Raw genomic sequence first — 18,994 nt, 5'->3', positions numbered from 1 at the left:
AAACAAAAATAATTCAGCCTATGCTTGTGTAAACACACTTGGCAGTCACAGACAGTGAGTCACCTAATTTACTCAAACACACAGCTAATAGTTGGCTAGGTTTCGCTCAGCTAAACAATTTTAGCCAACGATAACTTAGCCTGCTATTTAGGCGTTGAGCAATATAAGGACGCAGATATGAATACAGATAAAGTTGCTGAGGATTTTAGCGATATAGAAGGGGCAACGGTTGTTATTACGCATAGAGTGCGTGAGGGCAAGCATGCCGATTACGAAAGTTGGTCTAATGAAATTGCGCCGCTTTGCAAAGCCTCAAAAGGGAATCTGGACTGGCACATTGTCCGTCCAATCTCTGGACTGACCGAAACCTACACAATTATTATCCGATTTGACACTCGAGCACATTTACAAGACTGGATGGAGTCGCCGACTCGCTCTCGTCTGATTGACAAGGTTCAGCCGTTATTAGTCACTGGCGATGATTTTTTTATCAGTAGTGGGCTAGACTTCTGGTTTACCCCAGAAAGAGCTAAAGCTAAAGTCCCCGTCCGCTGGAAACAGTGCATAGTGACATGGTCTGCCATTTACCCTTTAGTGCTTGGTGTGCCGATAGTCATTGCACCCGTGCTGCAACTATTACACTTTCCCGATAATCACTTTATAACTACGCTTGCAGTAACAGGAGTCATTGTTTTTCTCATGGTTTATTGGATCATGCCTCGTTACACACGATTTATCCAGCGATGGTTATTCAGTTGAGACACATTTATAGCCCAACAACAAGGTGCAGATGACAGCTTTTTTCCACTTTGCTTTGGCGAATACAAAGCTGAAGCGGGATTTTTTCACTACTACGAGAGATTTTTTTGATGGAATTTAAAATATTCGGTCTTTTTATCATTACAGCTTTAACTGAAATTATGGGGTGTTATTTACCCTATCTTTGGTTACGTGAAGATAAGTCAATTTGGTTGTTGGTTCCAGCTGCGCTAAGCTTGGCCACATTTGCGTGGTTGCTTTCTTTGCATCCTGAGGCCGCTGGTAGAGTTTATGCAGCCTATGGTGGTGTTTATATTTTTATGGCTATTTTATGGTTATGGATTATAGAAGGAATTCGCCCAACAGCATGGGATTTAGTGGGTTCAGGAGTAGCACTTCTGGGTATGGCTATTATTATGTTTGCCCCCCGCACGTCATAACAATTAAAAAATGTAAGCTGTGCGGCTGTTTCAGCGCTGATATAGCGAGAAAGGCCTAACGTTATTAGGGCGTCTAAAAAAGCTTTACCCCAGATCCAGCCACTTGAAAATAAAAGTTTTTAGAGACTAAATACAATCCAAAAATGACTGCGGCGTAGGCTTTGCAGCGGCTAAAGTATCACCATCAAATAGTTAACGTTATTTGGTCTTTAATTTTTTGTAAAGATAGTAGCCTAACTTTTAATCACTATGGGTAAATTTTGATTTTAAAATTTGTGAAGCCTTAAAAATTATTCTACTTTTATAAGTCTGTTATAAGTATTCATCTTGTTTTAAAAATGAAAAGTTTACAAGTGAGATCAACATGTCAAAAAAATTAGATAGTGATATCCCTCAAGAAGCATTTGACTGGTACGACGAATATGCTCATGGAGGAATGGATCGCAGAACCTTTATGGCAAAATTAGGTACTTTGGTTGCTGTAGGTTATTCAATGGCCTTATTAACATCAACACTGCTGCCTAATTATGTCTTAGCCGAACAAGTCTCTTTTAATGACGCTGATATAAAAGCAACCTATGAGACCTTTGATTCCCCAAATGGTTACGGCAAAGGCGCTGGCTATTTAGTCACGCCAACCAAACAAACAGGCACTTTACCCGTTGTTTTAGTTATTCATGAAAATAGGGGACTGAACCCATACGTAAAAGATGTCACTCGTCGGTTGGCTAAAGCGGGTTATCTTGCCTTTGCTCCAGATGCGCTGTTTACACTAGGAGGATATCCTGGGAATGACGACGAGGGTAGAGCAATGCAAAAAACCATGGAGCGTTCTAAAATACAACAAGATTTTGTTGCGGCAGCAAAATTCATCAAGAAGCATAACAGAAGTAACGGGAAACTCGGTGCTGTTGGGTTTTGTTTTGGCGGTTACATAGTTAATTATTTAGCTGCGATTGAGTCTGATCTTATTGTTGCTGGAGTACCTTTTTATGGCACACCTGCACAAAGTGAGTTAAGGAAAAATATTAAGGCTTCGTTACTTATTCAGCTTGCTGAACTTGATGAAAGAGTTAACAAATATTGGCCTGAATATGAGAACGACTTAAAAAAGGTAGGAGCCCCTTATCAAATGCACATGTATAAAAATGCCCAACATGGTTTTCATAATGACTCTACTGGTCGCTATGATAAAGAAAGTGCAGACCTTGCATGGGATCGTACGTTAGCATTTTTTGCTGAAAAATTAGTTTAAAAAACACTTCGTAGGAGGACCCACAAGTAAGGGATAACGTCAGTTTTTGGGTGATTAAGAAGGGCGTAAATGATCACTCTGGGATTTTTTTGACAGTAAACGTTGATTTTACTCAGCTCTTTATAACTTAAATAACTATAGCCTCAGATAATTTAACAGCATAATCGACCTTAACACCAAGATAACATCAGCTATTTTCCACTTACAATGATGGGGTAAATGCGTTATATCTATAGGCTAGTGATGGTAAAATATGATGTCTGTAAATTTAACTATTGGGTAACTGAAATAAAAATGATAAAAGTAATTATTGAGCGTGTACTCGCTGACGATATGGAAAGAACATACGATTCTGAAATTCGCAAAAGTTTAACCGCAATAATGACGGCAAAAGGTTATATTTCTGGCGCATCATACCGCAACATTAATAATCCTAATATTAGAACGATTATCACCAACTGGGATAATGTGGCTTGTTGGAATCGTTGGCATAAGTCAAAAACACGTCGTGAAGTTAATAAGGCGATTATTTTAATGCTAATACAAGACGAAAAAATTAAAGTATTAATATCGCAGTCATAATTTTTCTGCTAACGTCTGCAAAGCGCTCAAGAGAGTCATTGTTGGGACGATTTTGAACACCAAAAAACGACTGCTTTATCGCAATAGTTATGGTTAACTCTCCCTCCAAAGGCAGCGAGATTGCCTCAGGTTTTGAGACATTTAAAATCGGCATTAAGTTTCAGTGCTTTTTGATATAGATAAAGCATGGTCTATTTCAACAGCGAAATATTCAATTGTACTTTCTAAATTTGAATGTCTAAGCAATAGTTGGCTCGCGGCTAAAATTTTTTCTTGAGCGTAAATTAGTGATGCTTTAGCTCTTCACAGAGCATGTATTTTATACTGGGTTATATCTAAGCCTATAGTGGACACCCAGTATTTAACTATATTTGTATCATAGTGATAACAGATATGTTTCCTAATTTCTTTTGACCAACAGCTTTACCTTACGCCAAGTAGGGATTATTTAATCCTATTGACGTGCAAAACTGATCGCAAAAATGAAAAGGTGAGGTTTATAAATAGGGATACTCATTATTCAATTGTGTATTTAAAGGCGTTGCTATTAATATATGGCACCTCTAATTTACTGATCCCTGCATCTTCAAGTAGTTTCGGTATAAAAATATAAAAATATAGTAATAGAGCAGAAAATGTAATGCATGCGGAGAAAGAGCAGCGTTGGGTTGATTTCAAAAATTATTTTTTTGCGATCTGTTCTAATAAAAGTTATTCAATGATGGTTTCGGAGAAAATAATAATGTCAGAAATAAATAAGTTTTCAAAAACAGTCACTTTAGACGAATCACAACCTGCTTCACAAGCCATGCTTTATGCGATTGGTTTGACAGAAGAGGACATGAAAAAAGCACAAGTGGGTATCGTTTCTACAGGATGGGAAGGCAACCCCTGTAACATGCACTTAAATGAACTTGCTAAAGAAGTCAAAAAAAGTGTCATTGCTGCTGATTTGGTGGGATTAATTTTTCACACCATAGGGGTGAGTGACGGTATTTCAAACGGAACGGCAGGTATGAAGTATTCCTTAGTTTCTCGTGATGTAATTGCCGATTCTATTGAAACGGTTGCCGGTGCTCAATATTATGATGCTATGGTGGCAATCGTTGGCTGTGATAAAAACATGCCCGGGGCAATGATGGCCTTGGCGCGTGTTAATCGTCCAGGTATATTGGTTTATGGCGGCTCTGTTAAAGCGGGAAAATGGAAAGGTGAAGACTTGAATATTGTCTCTGCTTTCGAAGCTTATGGAAAAAAATTACAGGGCGTTATCTCTGATGAAGACTATAAAGGTGTGATTCAAAATGCGATCCCAGGAGCGGGCGCTTGTGGTGGAATGTACACCGCAAACACTATGTCTTCAGCGATTGAGGCTTTAGGGATGAGCCTGCCTTACTCTTCGTCTAATCTAGCGGTGAGTGAGGAGAAAAAGATAGAAGTGACCAAAGTGGGTGATGCCATTAAAAATCTACTGGAAAAAGACATAAAACCACAAGATATTATGACCAAAAAAGCGTTCGAAAATGCTTTAAGAATGATCATGGTTTTGGGCGGCTCTACCAACGCAACTCTGCATATGATAGCTATGGCGCGAGCCTGTGGTGTTGATTTAGGTTTAGATGATTTCCAAGCTATGGCTGACAAAACGCCATTGTTGGCAAACTTAAAGCCCTCAGGTGAATACTTAATGCAAGACTTACATGCCATAGGCGGGATCCCTGCGGTAATGAAGTATTTATTGGCTGAAGGTTTGTTGCATGGTGATTGTTTGACCGTTACAGGGCAAACCATTGCAGAAAACTTAGCTGATTTACCTGGCCTGCCAGCAGTTCAAGATATTATCAGACCTTTAAGTAACCCATTAAAAGCAACGGGTCACTTACAAATTCTTTATGGAAACTTGGCTTCTGAAGGCTCAGTTGCCAAAATTACAGGCAAAGAAGGTGAAGTATTCGAAGGTCCAGCAAGAGTTTATGAAGATGAATTCGCGGCAATAAAAGGCATTGAAGACGAAGTACAAAAAGGAGAGGTTATCGTTATCCGTTATTCTGGTCCAAAGGGAGCGCCTGGAATGCCTGAAATGCTAAAACCAACGTCAGCAGTAATGGGTGCGGGTCTTGGCAAAGACGTAGCACTAATCACTGATGGTAGGTTCTCTGGCGGTTCTCACGGCTTTGTTGTTGGACACGTTACCCCTGAGGCTTCAGAAGGTGGATTGATTGCTTTGGTGCAAAATGGCGACATTATCCGTATTGATGCAGTGACGAACAAGTTGGAACTCAAAGTAGACGAGGCTGAAATTGCCCAGCGTAAAGCCGCATGGATAAAACCGGCTTATAGAGCTACCAATGGTGTGTTACGAAAGTATATTGCCACGGTAAAATCTGCATCGCTAGGGTGTGTTACCGACGAAATAGACTAACAGAGCCCGTTTTCAGAGCCCGCTTTGATTTTGCATTCTGTTGTGATGCTATCAAAGCGGTCAAAGTTCTGAGATTAAGTTTCCAGCGAAAAATCTCCCGACACTGCAGGTGACTGTTTAGTCGACACACTAGCTTGTGTAGTGCTCGTGCTACGTTTTTCTGAATGCAAAAACACCTCAGTCTGTCTGGTTTTAACCACTAAATAGTCAAGATCAACCATAGGATATGCGGTGTCTGAAGGTTTGACTTGCCTGATAACCGCACTGATTATAGTAGATATTAATGTGGTTGAAATATCAGCCTCATACCTTTCTTTGAACGTATCGAGGATTTATCTGGTCCTCATACCTTTAACGTAACTTTGCATAAATTGTTTTTATTCACTTTGTACACGACGGACGGCATTTAGCCAGCCTTCATACAGATGATCACGCGTGGACTTATCAAATTCAGGTTCAAAACGTTTTTCGCGAAGCCACATCGACTCTAAATCTTCTAATGAGTTATATACTCCAGCTTTAAGTCCGGCAAGATAAGCCGCCCCCAATGCTGTAGTTTCCGTGATCTCAGGGCGATCAACTGTCGCGCCTAATACATCAGCAAGAAATTGCATTAGCCAGTTATTAGCGACCATGCCACCATCAACGCGTAATGCTATGGGGCGTACACCATCACTTTCCATCGCTCGTTGTAAATCTTTAGTTTGATAACACACTGATTGTAAGCCAGCGGTGACTATTTCTTTTATACCCGTATCTCGTGTTAAACCAAAGATGGCTCCTCGGGCATTTGGATCCCAATAAGGAGCCCCTAAACCCGTAAATGCAGGGACTAAATAAACACCATGATCAACAGGTGTTTGTTGCGCTAACGGTTCTGCCTCTGAAGCGGCATCAATCAGTTTTAAGCCATCTCGCAACCATTGAATAGTCGCTCCGGCAATAAAAATACTGCCCTCTAAAGCATAGGTAACCTTGCCATTAAGTCGATAGGCTACGGTTGTTAGTAATCTATTTGATGATTTCAGTGCGGTGTTGCCGGTATTAACAATCATAAAACACCCGGTGCCGTAGGTGCTTTTGGCCATACCTTCATGGAAACAGGTTTGACCAAATAGCGCGGCCTGTTGATCACCAGCCATACCTAAAATAGGAATTTCAACGCCTAAAATATTTTTATCTGAGACACCAAAATTATCAGACGAGTCCATAACTTCAGGCAATAACAAGCGAGGAATATTGAATGTAGTTAATAACTCTTCATCCCATTCTTGGCTGTGTATATTAAACAACATGGTACGCGATGCGTTTGTTGCATCAGTGCGGTGTTCTTTTCCGTTGGTTAATTTCCATAATATATAACTATCAAGGGTACCAAATGCTAATTCACCGTTTTCAGCACGAGCTTGGGAGCCTGCTACATTGTCTAAAATCCAGCGTATTTTAGTGGCAGAGAAATAAGGATCGATTAACAATCCCGTTTTTTCAGAGATTAATGTTTCTATATTATTGCTTTTGAGTTGTTGGCAGTACTCACTGGTACGACGATCTTGCCAAACTATAGCGCGATAAATGGGTATGCCAGTTTTGCGATCCCATATCAATGTCGTTTCACGTTGATTTGTAATACCAATGGCTTTAATAGTATCAGTGCTATTATCAATGGCAGCAATAACCTTTTTACAGGTACTTTCTACTGTGCGCCAAATATCATCAGGCTCATGTTCAACCCAGCCATCATTGGGGAAATGTTGTGAAAACTCCTCTTGGGCAGAATGTTCACTTCGGCCATCACGGTTAAATAATATAGCCCGAGAGCTGGTAGTGCCTTGATCAATTGATAGAATATAGTCAGTCATGCAAAATCCAGTGATGTTATTGTTCGGTGTTAAATGATGTTAAAAAACGTTAACTTATGTTCGTTAATGTTCATTTATATTAGCTGTATATGTTTTATCCATTATTTACAACAGGATAAATAATATTATCAGCTAAATTTCTTTGCTAATATCATTCATCCTGTCAGAATAGTGACTAATTGTTACGTTAACTTAAGTTTTGATTAAAATTAACATAGTTGCTTTAATTCAAACGAATCAAATAATCCAAAAGTATAAATTAAATGAACCAACAACAACGCCAAGCGTTAATTATTGAGAAGATTCAAGAGCATGGTTTTGTAACCATTGACGAGCTGGTTGAACATTTTAAAGTAACACCTCAAACAGTGCGCCGTGATCTTAATCAACTTGCTAAAGCACAGAAAATTTCACGTCATCATGGTGGTGCGGGTACTGAATCGAGTACAGTGAACACTGATTATCAAACACGAAAGATTACCGATCTTCACTCAAAAGAAAAAATTGCTGCTGAGTTGGTGCAAATGATTCCTAATGGCGCATCGCTTTTTATTAATATTGGTACCACAATCGAAACCATTGCCCGAGCGTTACTAAACCATAAAGGTTTGCAGGTTGTAACCAATAATTTAAATGTTGCCTCAATACTTGGCGCTAAAGAAGACTTTACAGTAGTTATTGCCGGTGGCGAAGTTAGACACAGAGATGGTGGTGTTATGGGGGAGGCCACAGAAGACTTCATTAAAAAATTCCGGATGGATTTTGGTATTATTGGTATCAGTGGTATCGATTTAGATGGTTCATTATTAGATTTTGATTATAGAGAAGTCAGGGTAGCTCAAGCCATTATCGAGAATTCACGTCAAGTACTGTTAGCGGCTGATCAATCAAAATTTGGTCGCAACGCTATGGTACGCTTAGGTAACATTAGCCAAGTAGATCATTTTTTTACTGATGCGACACCACCGGATGAAATAAAACAAATTCTTGTCGACCATAAAGTCACTTTGCACTTAGTATAGTTTTGCATTTAATTTATGCTACCTGAGATCATTAATTAGGGTATAAATTTTTCCATTAAGTGTTGTCAAAGTAAGAAAGTTTATTTTTAACAAGGGTCTATGTCAGTTGAGCAGAGAAATATTCAACAACTATTTTAATGATTAACTACTGAGGAAATTTTTACTACAATTTCTTGAATAATATCATTATTTAAGAAATTGCATTATTCATTTAAAAGTCAATATTTTCCAATCCAATTACCGCTACTTTACTGATATTTTCCCCTCACTTTTATATAGTTCAATATAGCATTAGTCTTTAATGAGCATAATTTAATAGGCAGATAGTGGTGAAATATATTAAGGCCAACAAGAAAAACTTCATTTAATAAGCCATTATCTAGATAACAGCCTGTCTCTATTATTAATCTCTTGTTTTATAAAACCTATCGAACAAACAGATGATCTAACATTAGCTTTACTTCTTTTATTAATTATCAAGTAGTTATTAAAAGAAGCAATAATAAATGTTCGTAAATGTTCGCTTTGTGTTGATATTGTTTCTTTTTAAAGGTATTGTCGACAAAACAACATTGTATTATCAGTGGATTTAGCCAGTGAATTTAGCAATAAGAAAGTTAGAAGCTACGTCAGATTCTTCCTTGCGGCAATTAAAGAGGACAATATGAAAGATCAAAGTGTTATTTATGACTTACTCGTTATTGGTGGTGGCATTAATGGAACAGGCATTGCTGCTGATGCAAGTGGTAGAGGTCTAAATGTTTTACTTTGTGAAATGAATGATCTTGCCTCATCAACCTCATCAAACAGCAGTAAACTTATTCATGGCGGCTTACGCTACCTTGAGCATTACGAGTTTCGCTTAGTTCGTGAAGCGCTTGCTGAGCGTGAAACCTTATTAAAAAATGCGCCTCATATTATATGGCCTTTACGTTTTCGCTTGCCTCATCGCCGTCATTTACGGCCTTCATGGATGATCAGAATTGGTTTGTTTATGTATGACAACTTAGCTAAACGCGCCACTTTGAAAGGTTCGCATGGTATCAAGTTTGGCAAAAACAGCCCAGTTATTGACAGCATAACTAAAGGCTTTGAATATTCTGACGCTTGGGTTGATGATGCCCGTATGGTGGTGCTTAACGCGATAGCCGCTAGAGATAAAGGCGCAAATATTATGACACGCACTCGTTGCTCTAATGCTAAGCGAGTAGATAATATTTGGCAAGTAACCCTTCATGATAATTTAACGGGGCAACAGCAAACTGTTAAAGCTAAAGCTTTAGTTAATGCGGCAGGTCCATGGGTGACTAGCTTTTTTGATGACGCATTGAAAACACCTTCTCCGAAAAAAATTCGTTTGATCAAAGGTAGCCATATTATTGTGCCGCGTATTCATAATGAACCTCAGGCATATATTTTACAGAATGAAGATAAGCGCATCGTTTTTGTTATTCCTTATGAAGATGACTTTTCTTTAGTCGGTACGACAGATATAGAGCATATTGGCGATCCAGCAACAGCTTGTATTTCAAAAGAAGAGAGTGACTACTTAGTGTCGATAGTTAATGCTCATTTCAAGCATCAAATAACCACTGAAGATATTGTTGCCACCTATTCAGGCGTAAGGCCTTTACTTGATGATGAATCAGATTCAGCCGCCGAGGTAACACGTGATTATACTTTTGAAGTAGATGCTCCTGACGGTAAAGCACCATTATTGTCAGTATTTGGTGGCAAGATCACAACCTATCGTAAATTATCTGAAGCGGCAGTTGATGGCATTATTAGTCATTTTCCTAAAGCGGGTAAAAGTTGGACAGCCGATGCTGCACTTCCAGGGGGTAATTTTGACACTCAACACAACCTACAAACTAGCCTTAAACGTCAATATAATTGGCTGCCGCGAAAAATAATTAATCGTTATGTTCGCTCATATGGCACCTTGAGTCATGAAATTTGTGCTGGTATTAGCTCAATGGATGAAATGGGCCAAAACTTTGGTGCAGGCCTCTATCAACGTGAGGTGGAGTATTTAATAGCACAAGAGTGGGCCGTTGACCTTGAAGATATTATCTGGCGACGCAGCAAATTAGGTTTGCACTTAACCCAAGTAGAAAAAGATACATTAGCAAGCTTTCTTGTAGCTTCTACTGACAGTTTGAAAGCCTCGTCAAAGCAAAACTCCCTATCAGAAAAAGTATAGCTATTTTACCTCCTATCTAAAACGATATCACTGACCTTGGCTGTTTCAGTAAGCTAAGTTCAGTGATAAAAATTAAAAATTAAAAATTAACAGCAGAGATTAATGTAAATTATTTAACTGTTTCATTTGTTTGCAGTCCAGATGATTTACATCAGACTGCTTTTGTATACTTAATAGTTTTGCAATAAATAAAAGGCTCTGTTCCTGTTAGCTGTTATCCCTTAATATCATCTTAGTTTCACCAATATATTAACAGTGCATCACATTATTATGATTTGCAGATAAAGTGTCTTTACATGGCTACTGTCATTAACAAAACATTACGGTTTTACACCAGTCAGCGCTCTTTTTTCTAACGCATCAATTCTATCTTCTATTGGTGGGTGAGAAGTCCATAAATGGGTAAAGCCTTGCTTTTTTTTTTCACCGATACCAAAAGCGGCCAATTGCTCAGGTAGTGCTTCAGGTTCTTTTCGAGCTAAACGCTTTAAAGCACTGATCATATTTTGATGACCCGCTAAATCAGCACCACCTGTATCTGCTACAAATTCACGTTTTCTAGAGAAATACATCACAATAACGCTGGCGAGTATCGATAATAGAACTTGCGAGATAAGAACCGTAACAAAGTAACCAATACCATGTCCGCGATCATTTTTTAAGATAACTCTGTCAACTACATGGCCAACAAGGCGAGACAAAAACACAACAAAGGTATTCACCACCCCTTGAATTAACGTTAACGTTACCATGTCACCATTCGCAATATGGCTCATTTCATGACCAAGTACTGCTTCAATTTCACCCTGGGCCATATTATCAAGGAGTCCTTGAGATACAGCGACTAATGCATTGTTTTTAGTTGCTCCTGTAGCAAAAGCATTCATTTCATTTGAAGGAAAAATAGCGACTTCAGGCATTTTTATACCAACAATATTGGCTTGCTTTTCTACCGTTTGTATTAACCATTTATTAATGTTGGTTGTAGGTGCTGTAATAACAACTGCACCCGTCATTCGCTTCGCCATCCATTTAGAAATGAATAATGAGATAAACGAACCACCAAAACCAATAACACCTGAAAGTATCACTAAGGATTGGATATTTAAATCGGAGCCATTTTCTGCCAATATACTATCAACACCTAGCAGTCTTAATGTGACACTTAATACCAACATAATAGCAATGTTCGTAAGTAAAAAGAGAAAAATTCGTTTCATTATAATTCCTAAAGTTGAATGTTCAGATACATTATAGTATCAATGCTGAGATGAGAAAATTTACTCAAGTATTTGTGTGTTAAATCAGGTGATGAATGTGTAAAAGAAGATTAACTTGAATATTTACATCGACCATGAAAATTGTAATAAACCATAACTCAGACGGTGTAAAAACGTTTTGATCACTTTTTCGAATAAGCACAGAATACTTATGATTAATCTCAATACAATTCAATAACCCACTATATATTTAGTCTAATATTCAGTAAGTTAATTGATTCTATAGTAGCTTTATGTTAGGCCATATTAAAGGTTTATCTCGCTCCCAAGTAATATTTCTTCTGAAATACTTGATAACTTTTTTTCTAAAGAAACCCCGGTCAGAGTAATAGACGTATTTGTCGATAACTTAGATCTAGAGCGCCTTGGCTTTAAAAGAATAAAAGGGTCGGTGACAGTTGATAATTAGTCTCATTTGATTGTTGTTTACTTTTAAATAATAACAATATCATATATTTAAACTAAACCTGTATTGGCTGTTATTTTTATGGTTAGTATCCTATGAATCAACTTAAATAAATAAAGTGATGATTATGAATTACAAAACTGTAGGAATACATATAACCAAAAAAAAATAGAAAGTATTTTGTGGCTGAAATTAATAATCACAAAATTAAATTAGAATCAGATGCTATCAGAGAAAACTAGAATTAGGTGAGCAGTCACTTTTGGTGGAAGATATTAGTATCCGCAATAAATACGGGTCAAATGACAAATATAAACTAGCAACTACTATAGACAAGCAAAAATGTACTGACATTTACTTTTTCAAAAGTACTGTTAGTATGAAATATTGGACCACAGACACTAGCGAAAAATCAGTTTTTAGACTTAGTGTCCTTAATGAACTTCTAAACCAACAACGAGAGTAAAAATTATGGAATATAAGAACAATCATAATAAATGAAAGATATGACTATATTAGCCTTCTCATATAATGAGGCTATGTAAAAAAGTGTATTTAAATAAAGTGATTCAATCGAGGTAAGAAATGTGTGGCTAACTCTATTTATATTTAGCCAGCTGAATTGGAATAGAGCTAGTATTCTTTTTCTTTACAGCGATTTATTTAAAAAAATATAGTTGGGTACGCATCGAATCAATGGTTAGTTTAAGTTCAGTTTTGTTGACTTTACATTGCTATATTAAACTATGTTTTTATTTTCTTAATTGGGTTATTATTTCAACATAGCGTTTGAAATATAGGGTAAATACCCCTTTATATATTCCCCAAAAAAAACTACAAGTTGTTGATTTTATTAGGGTGTAAATACTCAAGAATGAATAGGTAATGGAAAATATAATGACTTATAATATGTTGAATTTAAAGGAAATAAAGTCTGTCCTCTTTGTCTGTATGGGCAATATTTGTCGTTCGCCAAGTGCAGAAGCGGTTTTTCGTCAGAAATCACAAGCGCTCTCATTAATCATAGATTCAGCTGGGATCCTTGGTTCACATGCCCGTGAAAAACCTGATCACCGAGCACAAAAAGCGGGTATTGCACGAGGATATTCCTTTGATAAAATTAAGGCGCGTAAAGTTACTGAACAAGATTTTGAAAATTTTGACTTGATATTAGCGATGGATAAAAAAAACGTTCAAGATTTAATGAAAGTCGCGCCTGAAGGTCTTCAGTATAAAGTACAGTTATTTTTAGATTATGCGGAAAATGTTGAGGATCAAGAGGTACCAGATCCTTACTACGGTGGTGCTAAAGGCTTCCAGTTTGTTTTAGATTTAGTAGAAGATGCCAGTGACGGACTAATTAAACGCCTGATAAGTGCATAAGAGCCTTTTAAGCTGAGCTTAAATAACCTTTAAGTACTAATAGCTGTTTATGCCTATGTTAAAAATATTGCCCACTTGTGCTGGTTAAGCTACACCACGGCAGCGCTGCTCTCAATCACAATAGCCAGTTATTTCTTTTGCCTTGATTTATTTTCACTTCGTACAACAAGATCACAAACTTAATGACATTGGCATTAAGTAATTTGCAGACAGATAACTAGAGATAACTAGCTAAAATAGAAAACCAAAACACCAAAATACAGAAATTAAAAAGCCAATTGCGTAATGCAATTGGCTTTTTTTTTAAGCCCTTCAGATATTTATCCTGAAGATTAGCGGGTAACTTAACTAAGTGTTGGTTTAGTTGGACCCGCTGAATTTCGGCTAGTAACATTAGAAAAAAGTGCAGATTTTCCTGACTTAATATGCACTGTTCTCTGTTCATTCGCTACAAAGTCACGAGGAATAGTGCCATCACTAACAACAGTTTCTGGCTTAGTCATTGGCGCTGATGCTTTACCTGATGTTTTACTTGCTGCCGCTTTAACTTTACGTTTAATGTTTTTTACTTTAGCCCGTACTTTCTTAGGTTTTTCATCAAGGGTTACTGGCTTATCTTCAGTAGAGGCTGCAACGCTATCTTCAACAGTTGCTGCAACAGCATTTACAATTGCTGGCGTTTCTACTTCAGTTTTTGCTACTAAAGGCTCTGGTGCTATTGTTGCAGGTTGTTCGATAGAAACTTGTTCTTCTATCTTAGCCTCTACTACAGGTGCCTCAGCTTTTTGGCTGTTAACTTCTTCAGTAGTGTCAGTATTTTCTACTTGTACTTCAGCTGTTGACGCTACTTCATTAACGGTTGATGTTGCTGCTTCGTCCGCTACGTTTGCTGTTTGCGTATTAACAGTTACATCAGCTTTAATAACCACTGTTTCAGGCTCATCAAAAGGTAAGTTTTGCTGAACTTCATTTTCTGTGTCATTAATCACTTGTGTTAATGCGTCTGCTTGTACCTTTTGAACTTGCTCAACACTAGGTGCTGTCTCAGATACTTCAGCCGTAGCATTAGCGTCATTAACATTACTACTAGATTCAACTGAGTTTTGTTCTGGATAACGAGCCGTTACTGGATCTTCAGTAATTTCACTCTTAACATCGCTTGCCTCTGCATTTTGTCTACGACGTTGGCCGTGGGCACGCATATGGCGAGGAGAACGTCGGCTTCTTGGGCGTTGTTCTTCTTTTACATTGTTAGTTGCTTGTTCGACAGTGGCGTTATCAACATTATCAGTCGCATCTGCTACTGTTGAGTTATCAACTTTGCTAGTCTCAACTTTACTAGTTTCAACTTTGCTAGTTTCAACAGTATTGTGTTTAGGTGTCGTGTCTTGAACTAGGCTAACATCAGCTGCAATATTCTCAACATGCGTATTGTTTTTAACATCACTATTAACCCGCACTTTTTGGCGAATATTACGACGTTGACGACGCTCAGTTAGTTTGTCTTCTTTAGGTTTTTGTACGCGTTCTTTTTGAGGCTTAGCTGTTGTTGCAGGTGCCACAGGCGATGTAGGTGTTACATTGCTTTGGCTATTTGCATTATTGTCATTGGCCTCTTGAGATTTACGTTTGTCATTGCGAGAATCGTTGCGACCTTCATTACGAGAGTCATTATGGCTTTCGTTACGGTTTTCGTTACGTCCTTCATTACGGTTTTCGTTGCGAGAATCGTTACGATTATTGCGGCGCTGACCTTGACGAGCTCTTTGAGGGCGACGTTCACTACTTTTAGTGTTGCTCTCTTGAGGTTTTTTCGGTTCAGGTTTAACTTCTTCTTTTTCTTCTGCCGCAAAAAGAGACTTAGCCCAAGACACAATACCAGCAAGTAAGCTTTTTGTTTCAGCTTGTTTTACTACAACAGGCTCAGCAGGCTCTTGCTTTTTCGGGGCTTGTTTAGGTGAAGACATACCTTGAAGTAGCGGTTCATCACGTTTGTTGACTTCTTTATCAAATTTTGGCATCACAGCTTCTTCAGATGCTGCTTGTCTAATCATTACATCGTAGCTGGCTTCTTCGATACCTTCGTCATTTCTTACGCGAATAACTTCATATTGTGGCGTGACCATATTCGGATTTGGGATAATAAGAATATTGACGCTGTGTTGTTTTTCAATATGAAATACTGAGCGGCGTTTTTCATTTAATAAATAGGTTGCAACAGGTACAGGAACTTGTGCTTGCACTTGTTGTGTATTGTCTTTAATGGCTTCTTCTTCCATTAAACGTAATATTGATAATGCCAATGACTCAACGCCACGAACATGACCAGTACCACTACAACGAGGACATACACTTTGGCTAATTTCACCAATAGAAGGACGTAAACGCTGACGTGACATTTCAAGCAAGCCAAAGCGAGATATGCGACCTAACTGAATGCGAGCTCTGTCTTGTTTCACAGCATCGCGCATTCTATTTTCAACTTCACGTTGATGGCGAACTGGGGTCATATCGATAAAATCGATAACCACTAAACCACCTAAGTCACGTAAGCGTAATTGGCGAGCAATTTCTTCAGCGGCTTCTAAGTTAGTATTGAATGCTGTTTCTTCGATATCACTGCCTTTAGTTGCTCGGGCAGAGTTAATATCAATTGAGGTCATTGCTTCTGTTGGGTCAATAACGATTGAACCACCAGAGGGCAAACGCACTTCGCGTTGAAAAGCTGTTTCTATTTGCGTTTCAATTTGATAATGGGTAAATAAAGGTACGTCATTGCTGTAAAGCTTAACTTTACTCAAGAAGTCTGGACGCACAACTTCAATGTGTTTTTTAACACTTTCAAATATTTTAGGGCGATCAATCAATACTTCGCCAATATCACGACGTAAATAATCGCGAATAGCACGTAAAATAACGTTAGTTTCTTGATGGATTAAAAACGGTGCAGGACGGCTTGCGCCGGCTTCTGAAATAGCATTCCAATGGTGTAATAGAACGTTTAAATCCCATTCAAGCTCATCATATTCTTTACCAACACCTGCGGTGCGAACAATTAAGCCCATGCCCTTAGGTAGAGTAAGCTTACTTAATGAGGTTTTTAAGTCTGTGCGCTCATCACCTTCAATGCGACGTGAAATACCGCCAGCGCGAGGGTTGTTTGGCATCAGTACTAAATAACTACCGGCAAGACTAATAAAAGTAGTTAACGCAGCGCCTTTTTGGCCACGTTCTTCTTTATCAATTTGCACGATAACTTCTTGGCCTTCACGCAATACTTCTTTGATATTAGGACGGCCTTGAAAGCTGTAACCTTTAGGGAAGTATTCACGCGCGATTTCTTTCATAGGTAAGAAACCGTGACGATCAGCGCCGTAGTCGACAAACGCCGCTTCTAATGACGGTTCAATACGGGTGATTTTGGCTTTATAGATATTTGATTTTTTTTGTTCGTGACCAGGACTTTCGATATCTAAATCGTAAAGTTGTTGACCATCGACAAGCGCTACACGTAATTCTTCTGATTGTGTAGCATTAATTAACATACGTTTCATAGTTTGTGTGACTCATTTTAGTCACAACACACCATTGCTTAGAACACAAAGTAACCTATCGCTATGGTAACAGCAACTTGTCAGCCTCACGGGTGTCAATCTTACTACGCCATATTACGTAGCAAGCTGTTAAAAATTCTGATTGTCTAATATAACTGAGGTGTTTGACACCGCAATAAAATTGATTCTTTATGTGCTCAGCCTGTGTGCTGTGCGCAACAGAAAATTAAGTGCTTCGTTAATTTTAGTTCGATATTATTATCGTGTTTTCTAATAATTTAACGGTTGAAAATGTGACTTATTTTTTCTGTTTAATTACATAATTGCTTTAATTGCGCTGGACAATATGTTTATGCGTTATTTTTGACAAGTTACACGCGTCAAATTCGCAATAGGCCTTACTTTTAATATCTCAACAATGATGTTTGATAAAATTGTTTCATACTAACGTGGCCGCATACTTGCCTCTTACGTCTCGCTTAAAGCATCCTTTTTACTTGTTACTGCTAATATGTAGCAATAACCATCTTATTATCACACTTTATTTATGGGTAAGGCAATTAAATCCTCGTTTTAATTGCCTGTACTTAGAAAAAAATATGTTAAACTGCGAACAATTATGGTTCCTAGTAAAACAGATATGACTGATAGCCCAAAAGCGCCTAGCAAAATAGATATAACAGATACCCCAAAACCTCAAGTTAGATTTTTCACTGTAGACAGTGAAGATGCGGGTCAGCGTATCGACAACTTTTTAATGAAAACATTAAAAGGTGTGCCAAAAAGTATGTTTTATCGCCTGTTACGAAAAGGCGAAATACGTGTTAATAAAAAGCGTACCAAGCCTGAGTACAAGTTAGTTGATGAAGACATTATTCGCGTTGCTCCTATTCGTGTGTCGGAAAATACTAATACAGTGTCTACACAATTAAATGTTGTTGCTAACTTAGAGAAACAAATACTCTTTGAAGACGAGCGTTTAATTGTTATCAATAAACCTTCTGGTATGGCAGTACATGGTGGTAGTGGATTAAGTTTTGGTTTAATTGAAGCACTGCGAGCTTTGCGACCAGATGCGCGAATGTTAGAACTAGTGCATCGACTTGACCGAGATACTTCCGGTTGTTTAGTTGTCGCAAAAAAACGTTCAGCACTACGACACTTGCATGAACAACTTAGAAATAAAACCGTACAAAAATATTATCACGCTTTGGTTAAAGGCCGTTGGTCGAGTAAATTAACCCGCGTTGCGGAAGGGTTAAAGAAAAATGACTTAAAGTCTGGTGAACGTGTGGTGGTGGTAGATAATATCAACGGTAAAGAGTCAGAAACGCGTTTTAAAGTGATCCAACATTATAAAAATGCCACGCTTGTTAGGGCCTTTCCAGTCACAGGGCGAACTCATCAAATTCGTGTGCATTGTCAAACCAAAGGCCACTCGATTGCCTGCGATGCAAAATATGGTCATGAAGATTTCGACCACGAAATGAAAAACTTAGGTTTGAAGCGTTTATTTCTCCATGCTGCGAGTATCGAATTCATTCACCCATTAAGTAATGAACGTATAAAAGTTGAAGCTCCGTTAGAACCATCGCTAGAAAAATTGTTAAAGAAATTAACTAAAGCGGATGTCCAATAAAAGTACCTAAAAAATACTGAGCTGTTGCGTGAAAGCTCAGTATTAATGTGCCAGTTATGGCATAAATAAAAATATCATTGTTTAAACTTAAAACTCTTCAACAGATTTTGTTCTAGGGTTTTAAGTTTTGCTAAGACGATGAGCTCTTTATTTTTAGGGTGCAATGAATAATAGCTTGTAGCTTTATTTA

General features: G+C 38.0%; 12 protein-coding genes. 9 read left to right on the top strand and 3 right to left on the bottom strand.

Features of this window, described 5'->3' with window-relative positions:
* Positions 1–177: 177 nt before the first annotated feature.
* The 5 genes from H4J41_RS12555 (at position 178) to ilvD (ending at position 5,458) form a co-directional block, all read left to right on the top strand.
* On the top strand, positions 178–759 hold the full coding sequence (locus H4J41_RS12555; protein ID WP_182137766.1) for an antibiotic biosynthesis monooxygenase: 582 nt from the start codon (positions 178–180) through the stop codon (positions 757–759).
* Between the two features lie 110 nt (positions 760–869).
* Positions 870–1,199 (top strand): YnfA family protein, encoded by a 330-nt coding sequence (locus H4J41_RS12550; protein WP_182137767.1) that lies wholly within the window; start codon positions 870–872, stop codon positions 1,197–1,199.
* 364 nt (positions 1,200–1,563) lie between these two features.
* Positions 1,564–2,454, top strand: coding sequence for a dienelactone hydrolase family protein (locus H4J41_RS12545; RefSeq protein ID WP_182137768.1), 891 nt, complete (start codon positions 1,564–1,566; stop codon positions 2,452–2,454).
* A gap of 294 nt (positions 2,455–2,748) precedes the next feature.
* Positions 2,749–3,036, top strand: a complete 288-nt coding sequence (locus H4J41_RS12540; RefSeq protein ID WP_182137769.1) for an antibiotic biosynthesis monooxygenase — start codon at positions 2,749–2,751, stop codon at positions 3,034–3,036.
* A gap of 742 nt (positions 3,037–3,778) precedes the next feature.
* A complete protein-coding gene (gene ilvD, locus H4J41_RS12535) occupies positions 3,779–5,458 on the top strand; it encodes a dihydroxy-acid dehydratase (RefSeq protein WP_182137770.1) in 1,680 nt (559 codons plus the stop codon).
* Positions 5,459–5,835: 377 nt separating this feature from the next.
* Here the strand turns inward: ilvD and glpK are convergent, their stop codons facing one another.
* Positions 5,836–7,317 carry a glycerol kinase GlpK gene (gene glpK, locus H4J41_RS12530; RefSeq protein WP_182137771.1) on the bottom strand — a complete coding sequence of 494 codons (1,482 nt, stop codon included), beginning with the start codon at positions 7,315–7,317 and terminating at the stop codon, positions 5,836–5,838.
* 263 nt (positions 7,318–7,580) lie between these two features.
* On the opposite strand from glpK, the gene H4J41_RS12525 reads away from it, so the two are divergent.
* Positions 7,581–8,339, top strand: coding sequence for a DeoR/GlpR family transcriptional regulator (locus tag H4J41_RS12525; protein ID WP_182137772.1), 759 nt, complete (start codon positions 7,581–7,583; stop codon positions 8,337–8,339).
* A 664-nt stretch (positions 8,340–9,003) separates the two neighbouring features.
* The gene (gene glpD, locus H4J41_RS12520) at positions 9,004–10,542 is read left to right on the top strand and encodes a glycerol-3-phosphate dehydrogenase (protein WP_182137773.1); all 1,539 of its coding nucleotides are present in this window, start codon (positions 9,004–9,006) and stop codon (positions 10,540–10,542) included.
* A 320-nt stretch (positions 10,543–10,862) separates the two neighbouring features.
* On the opposite strand, the gene htpX is transcribed toward glpD, so the two are convergent.
* A complete protein-coding gene (htpX, locus tag H4J41_RS12515; protein WP_220461011.1) occupies positions 10,863–11,762 on the bottom strand; it encodes a protease HtpX in 900 nt (299 codons plus the stop codon).
* Between the two features lie 1,363 nt (positions 11,763–13,125).
* Here htpX and H4J41_RS12510 point away from each other — a divergent pair.
* Positions 13,126–13,611 (top strand): low molecular weight protein-tyrosine-phosphatase, encoded by a 486-nt coding sequence (locus H4J41_RS12510; protein ID WP_259364559.1) that lies wholly within the window; start codon positions 13,126–13,128, stop codon positions 13,609–13,611.
* A gap of 344 nt (positions 13,612–13,955) precedes the next feature.
* Here H4J41_RS12510 and rne read toward each other — a convergent pair whose 3' ends face one another.
* On the bottom strand, positions 13,956–17,165 hold the full coding sequence (rne, locus tag H4J41_RS12505) for a ribonuclease E (protein ID WP_182137774.1): 3,210 nt from the start codon (positions 17,163–17,165) through the stop codon (positions 13,956–13,958).
* A gap of 640 nt (positions 17,166–17,805) precedes the next feature.
* Here rne and rluC point away from each other — a divergent pair.
* Complete coding sequence (gene rluC, locus H4J41_RS12500; RefSeq protein WP_182137775.1) at positions 17,806–18,804, top strand: 23S rRNA pseudouridine(955/2504/2580) synthase RluC; 999 nt, start codon at positions 17,806–17,808, stop codon at positions 18,802–18,804.
* Positions 18,805–18,994: the final 190 nt, after the last annotated feature.

Origin of the sequence: Colwellia sp. MB3u-45 (assembly GCF_014077005.1) — a bacterium.
GTDB lineage: Bacteria > Pseudomonadota > Gammaproteobacteria > Enterobacterales > Alteromonadaceae > Cognaticolwellia.
This window is presented reverse-complemented; position numbering and strand designations above follow the sequence as displayed.

Bases quoted from the DNA above. Each gene is read 5' to 3' on its own strand.
- H4J41_RS12525 (WP_182137772.1), top strand. From the start codon at position 7,581: ATGAACCAACAACAACGCCAAGCGTTAATTATTGAGAAGATTCAAGAG.
- htpX (WP_220461011.1), bottom strand. From the start codon at position 11,762: ATGAAACGAATTTTTCTCTTTTTACTTACGAACATTGCTATTATGTTG.
- glpK (WP_182137771.1), bottom strand. From the start codon at position 7,317: ATGACTGACTATATTCTATCAATTGATCAAGGCACTACCAGCTCTCGG.
- rne (WP_182137774.1), bottom strand. From the start codon at position 17,165: ATGAAACGTATGTTAATTAATGCTACACAATCAGAAGAATTACGTGTA.
- ilvD (WP_182137770.1), top strand. From the start codon at position 3,779: ATGTCAGAAATAAATAAGTTTTCAAAAACAGTCACTTTAGACGAATCA.
- H4J41_RS12510 (WP_259364559.1), top strand. From the start codon at position 13,126: ATGACTTATAATATGTTGAATTTAAAGGAAATAAAGTCTGTCCTCTTT.
- H4J41_RS12550 (WP_182137767.1), top strand. From the start codon at position 870: ATGGAATTTAAAATATTCGGTCTTTTTATCATTACAGCTTTAACTGAA.
- H4J41_RS12540 (WP_182137769.1), top strand. From the start codon at position 2,749: ATGATAAAAGTAATTATTGAGCGTGTACTCGCTGACGATATGGAAAGA.
- H4J41_RS12545 (WP_182137768.1), top strand. From the start codon at position 1,564: ATGTCAAAAAAATTAGATAGTGATATCCCTCAAGAAGCATTTGACTGG.
- glpD (WP_182137773.1), top strand. From the start codon at position 9,004: ATGAAAGATCAAAGTGTTATTTATGACTTACTCGTTATTGGTGGTGGC.
- rluC (WP_182137775.1), top strand. From the start codon at position 17,806: ATGACTGATAGCCCAAAAGCGCCTAGCAAAATAGATATAACAGATACC.
- H4J41_RS12555 (WP_182137766.1), top strand. From the start codon at position 178: ATGAATACAGATAAAGTTGCTGAGGATTTTAGCGATATAGAAGGGGCA.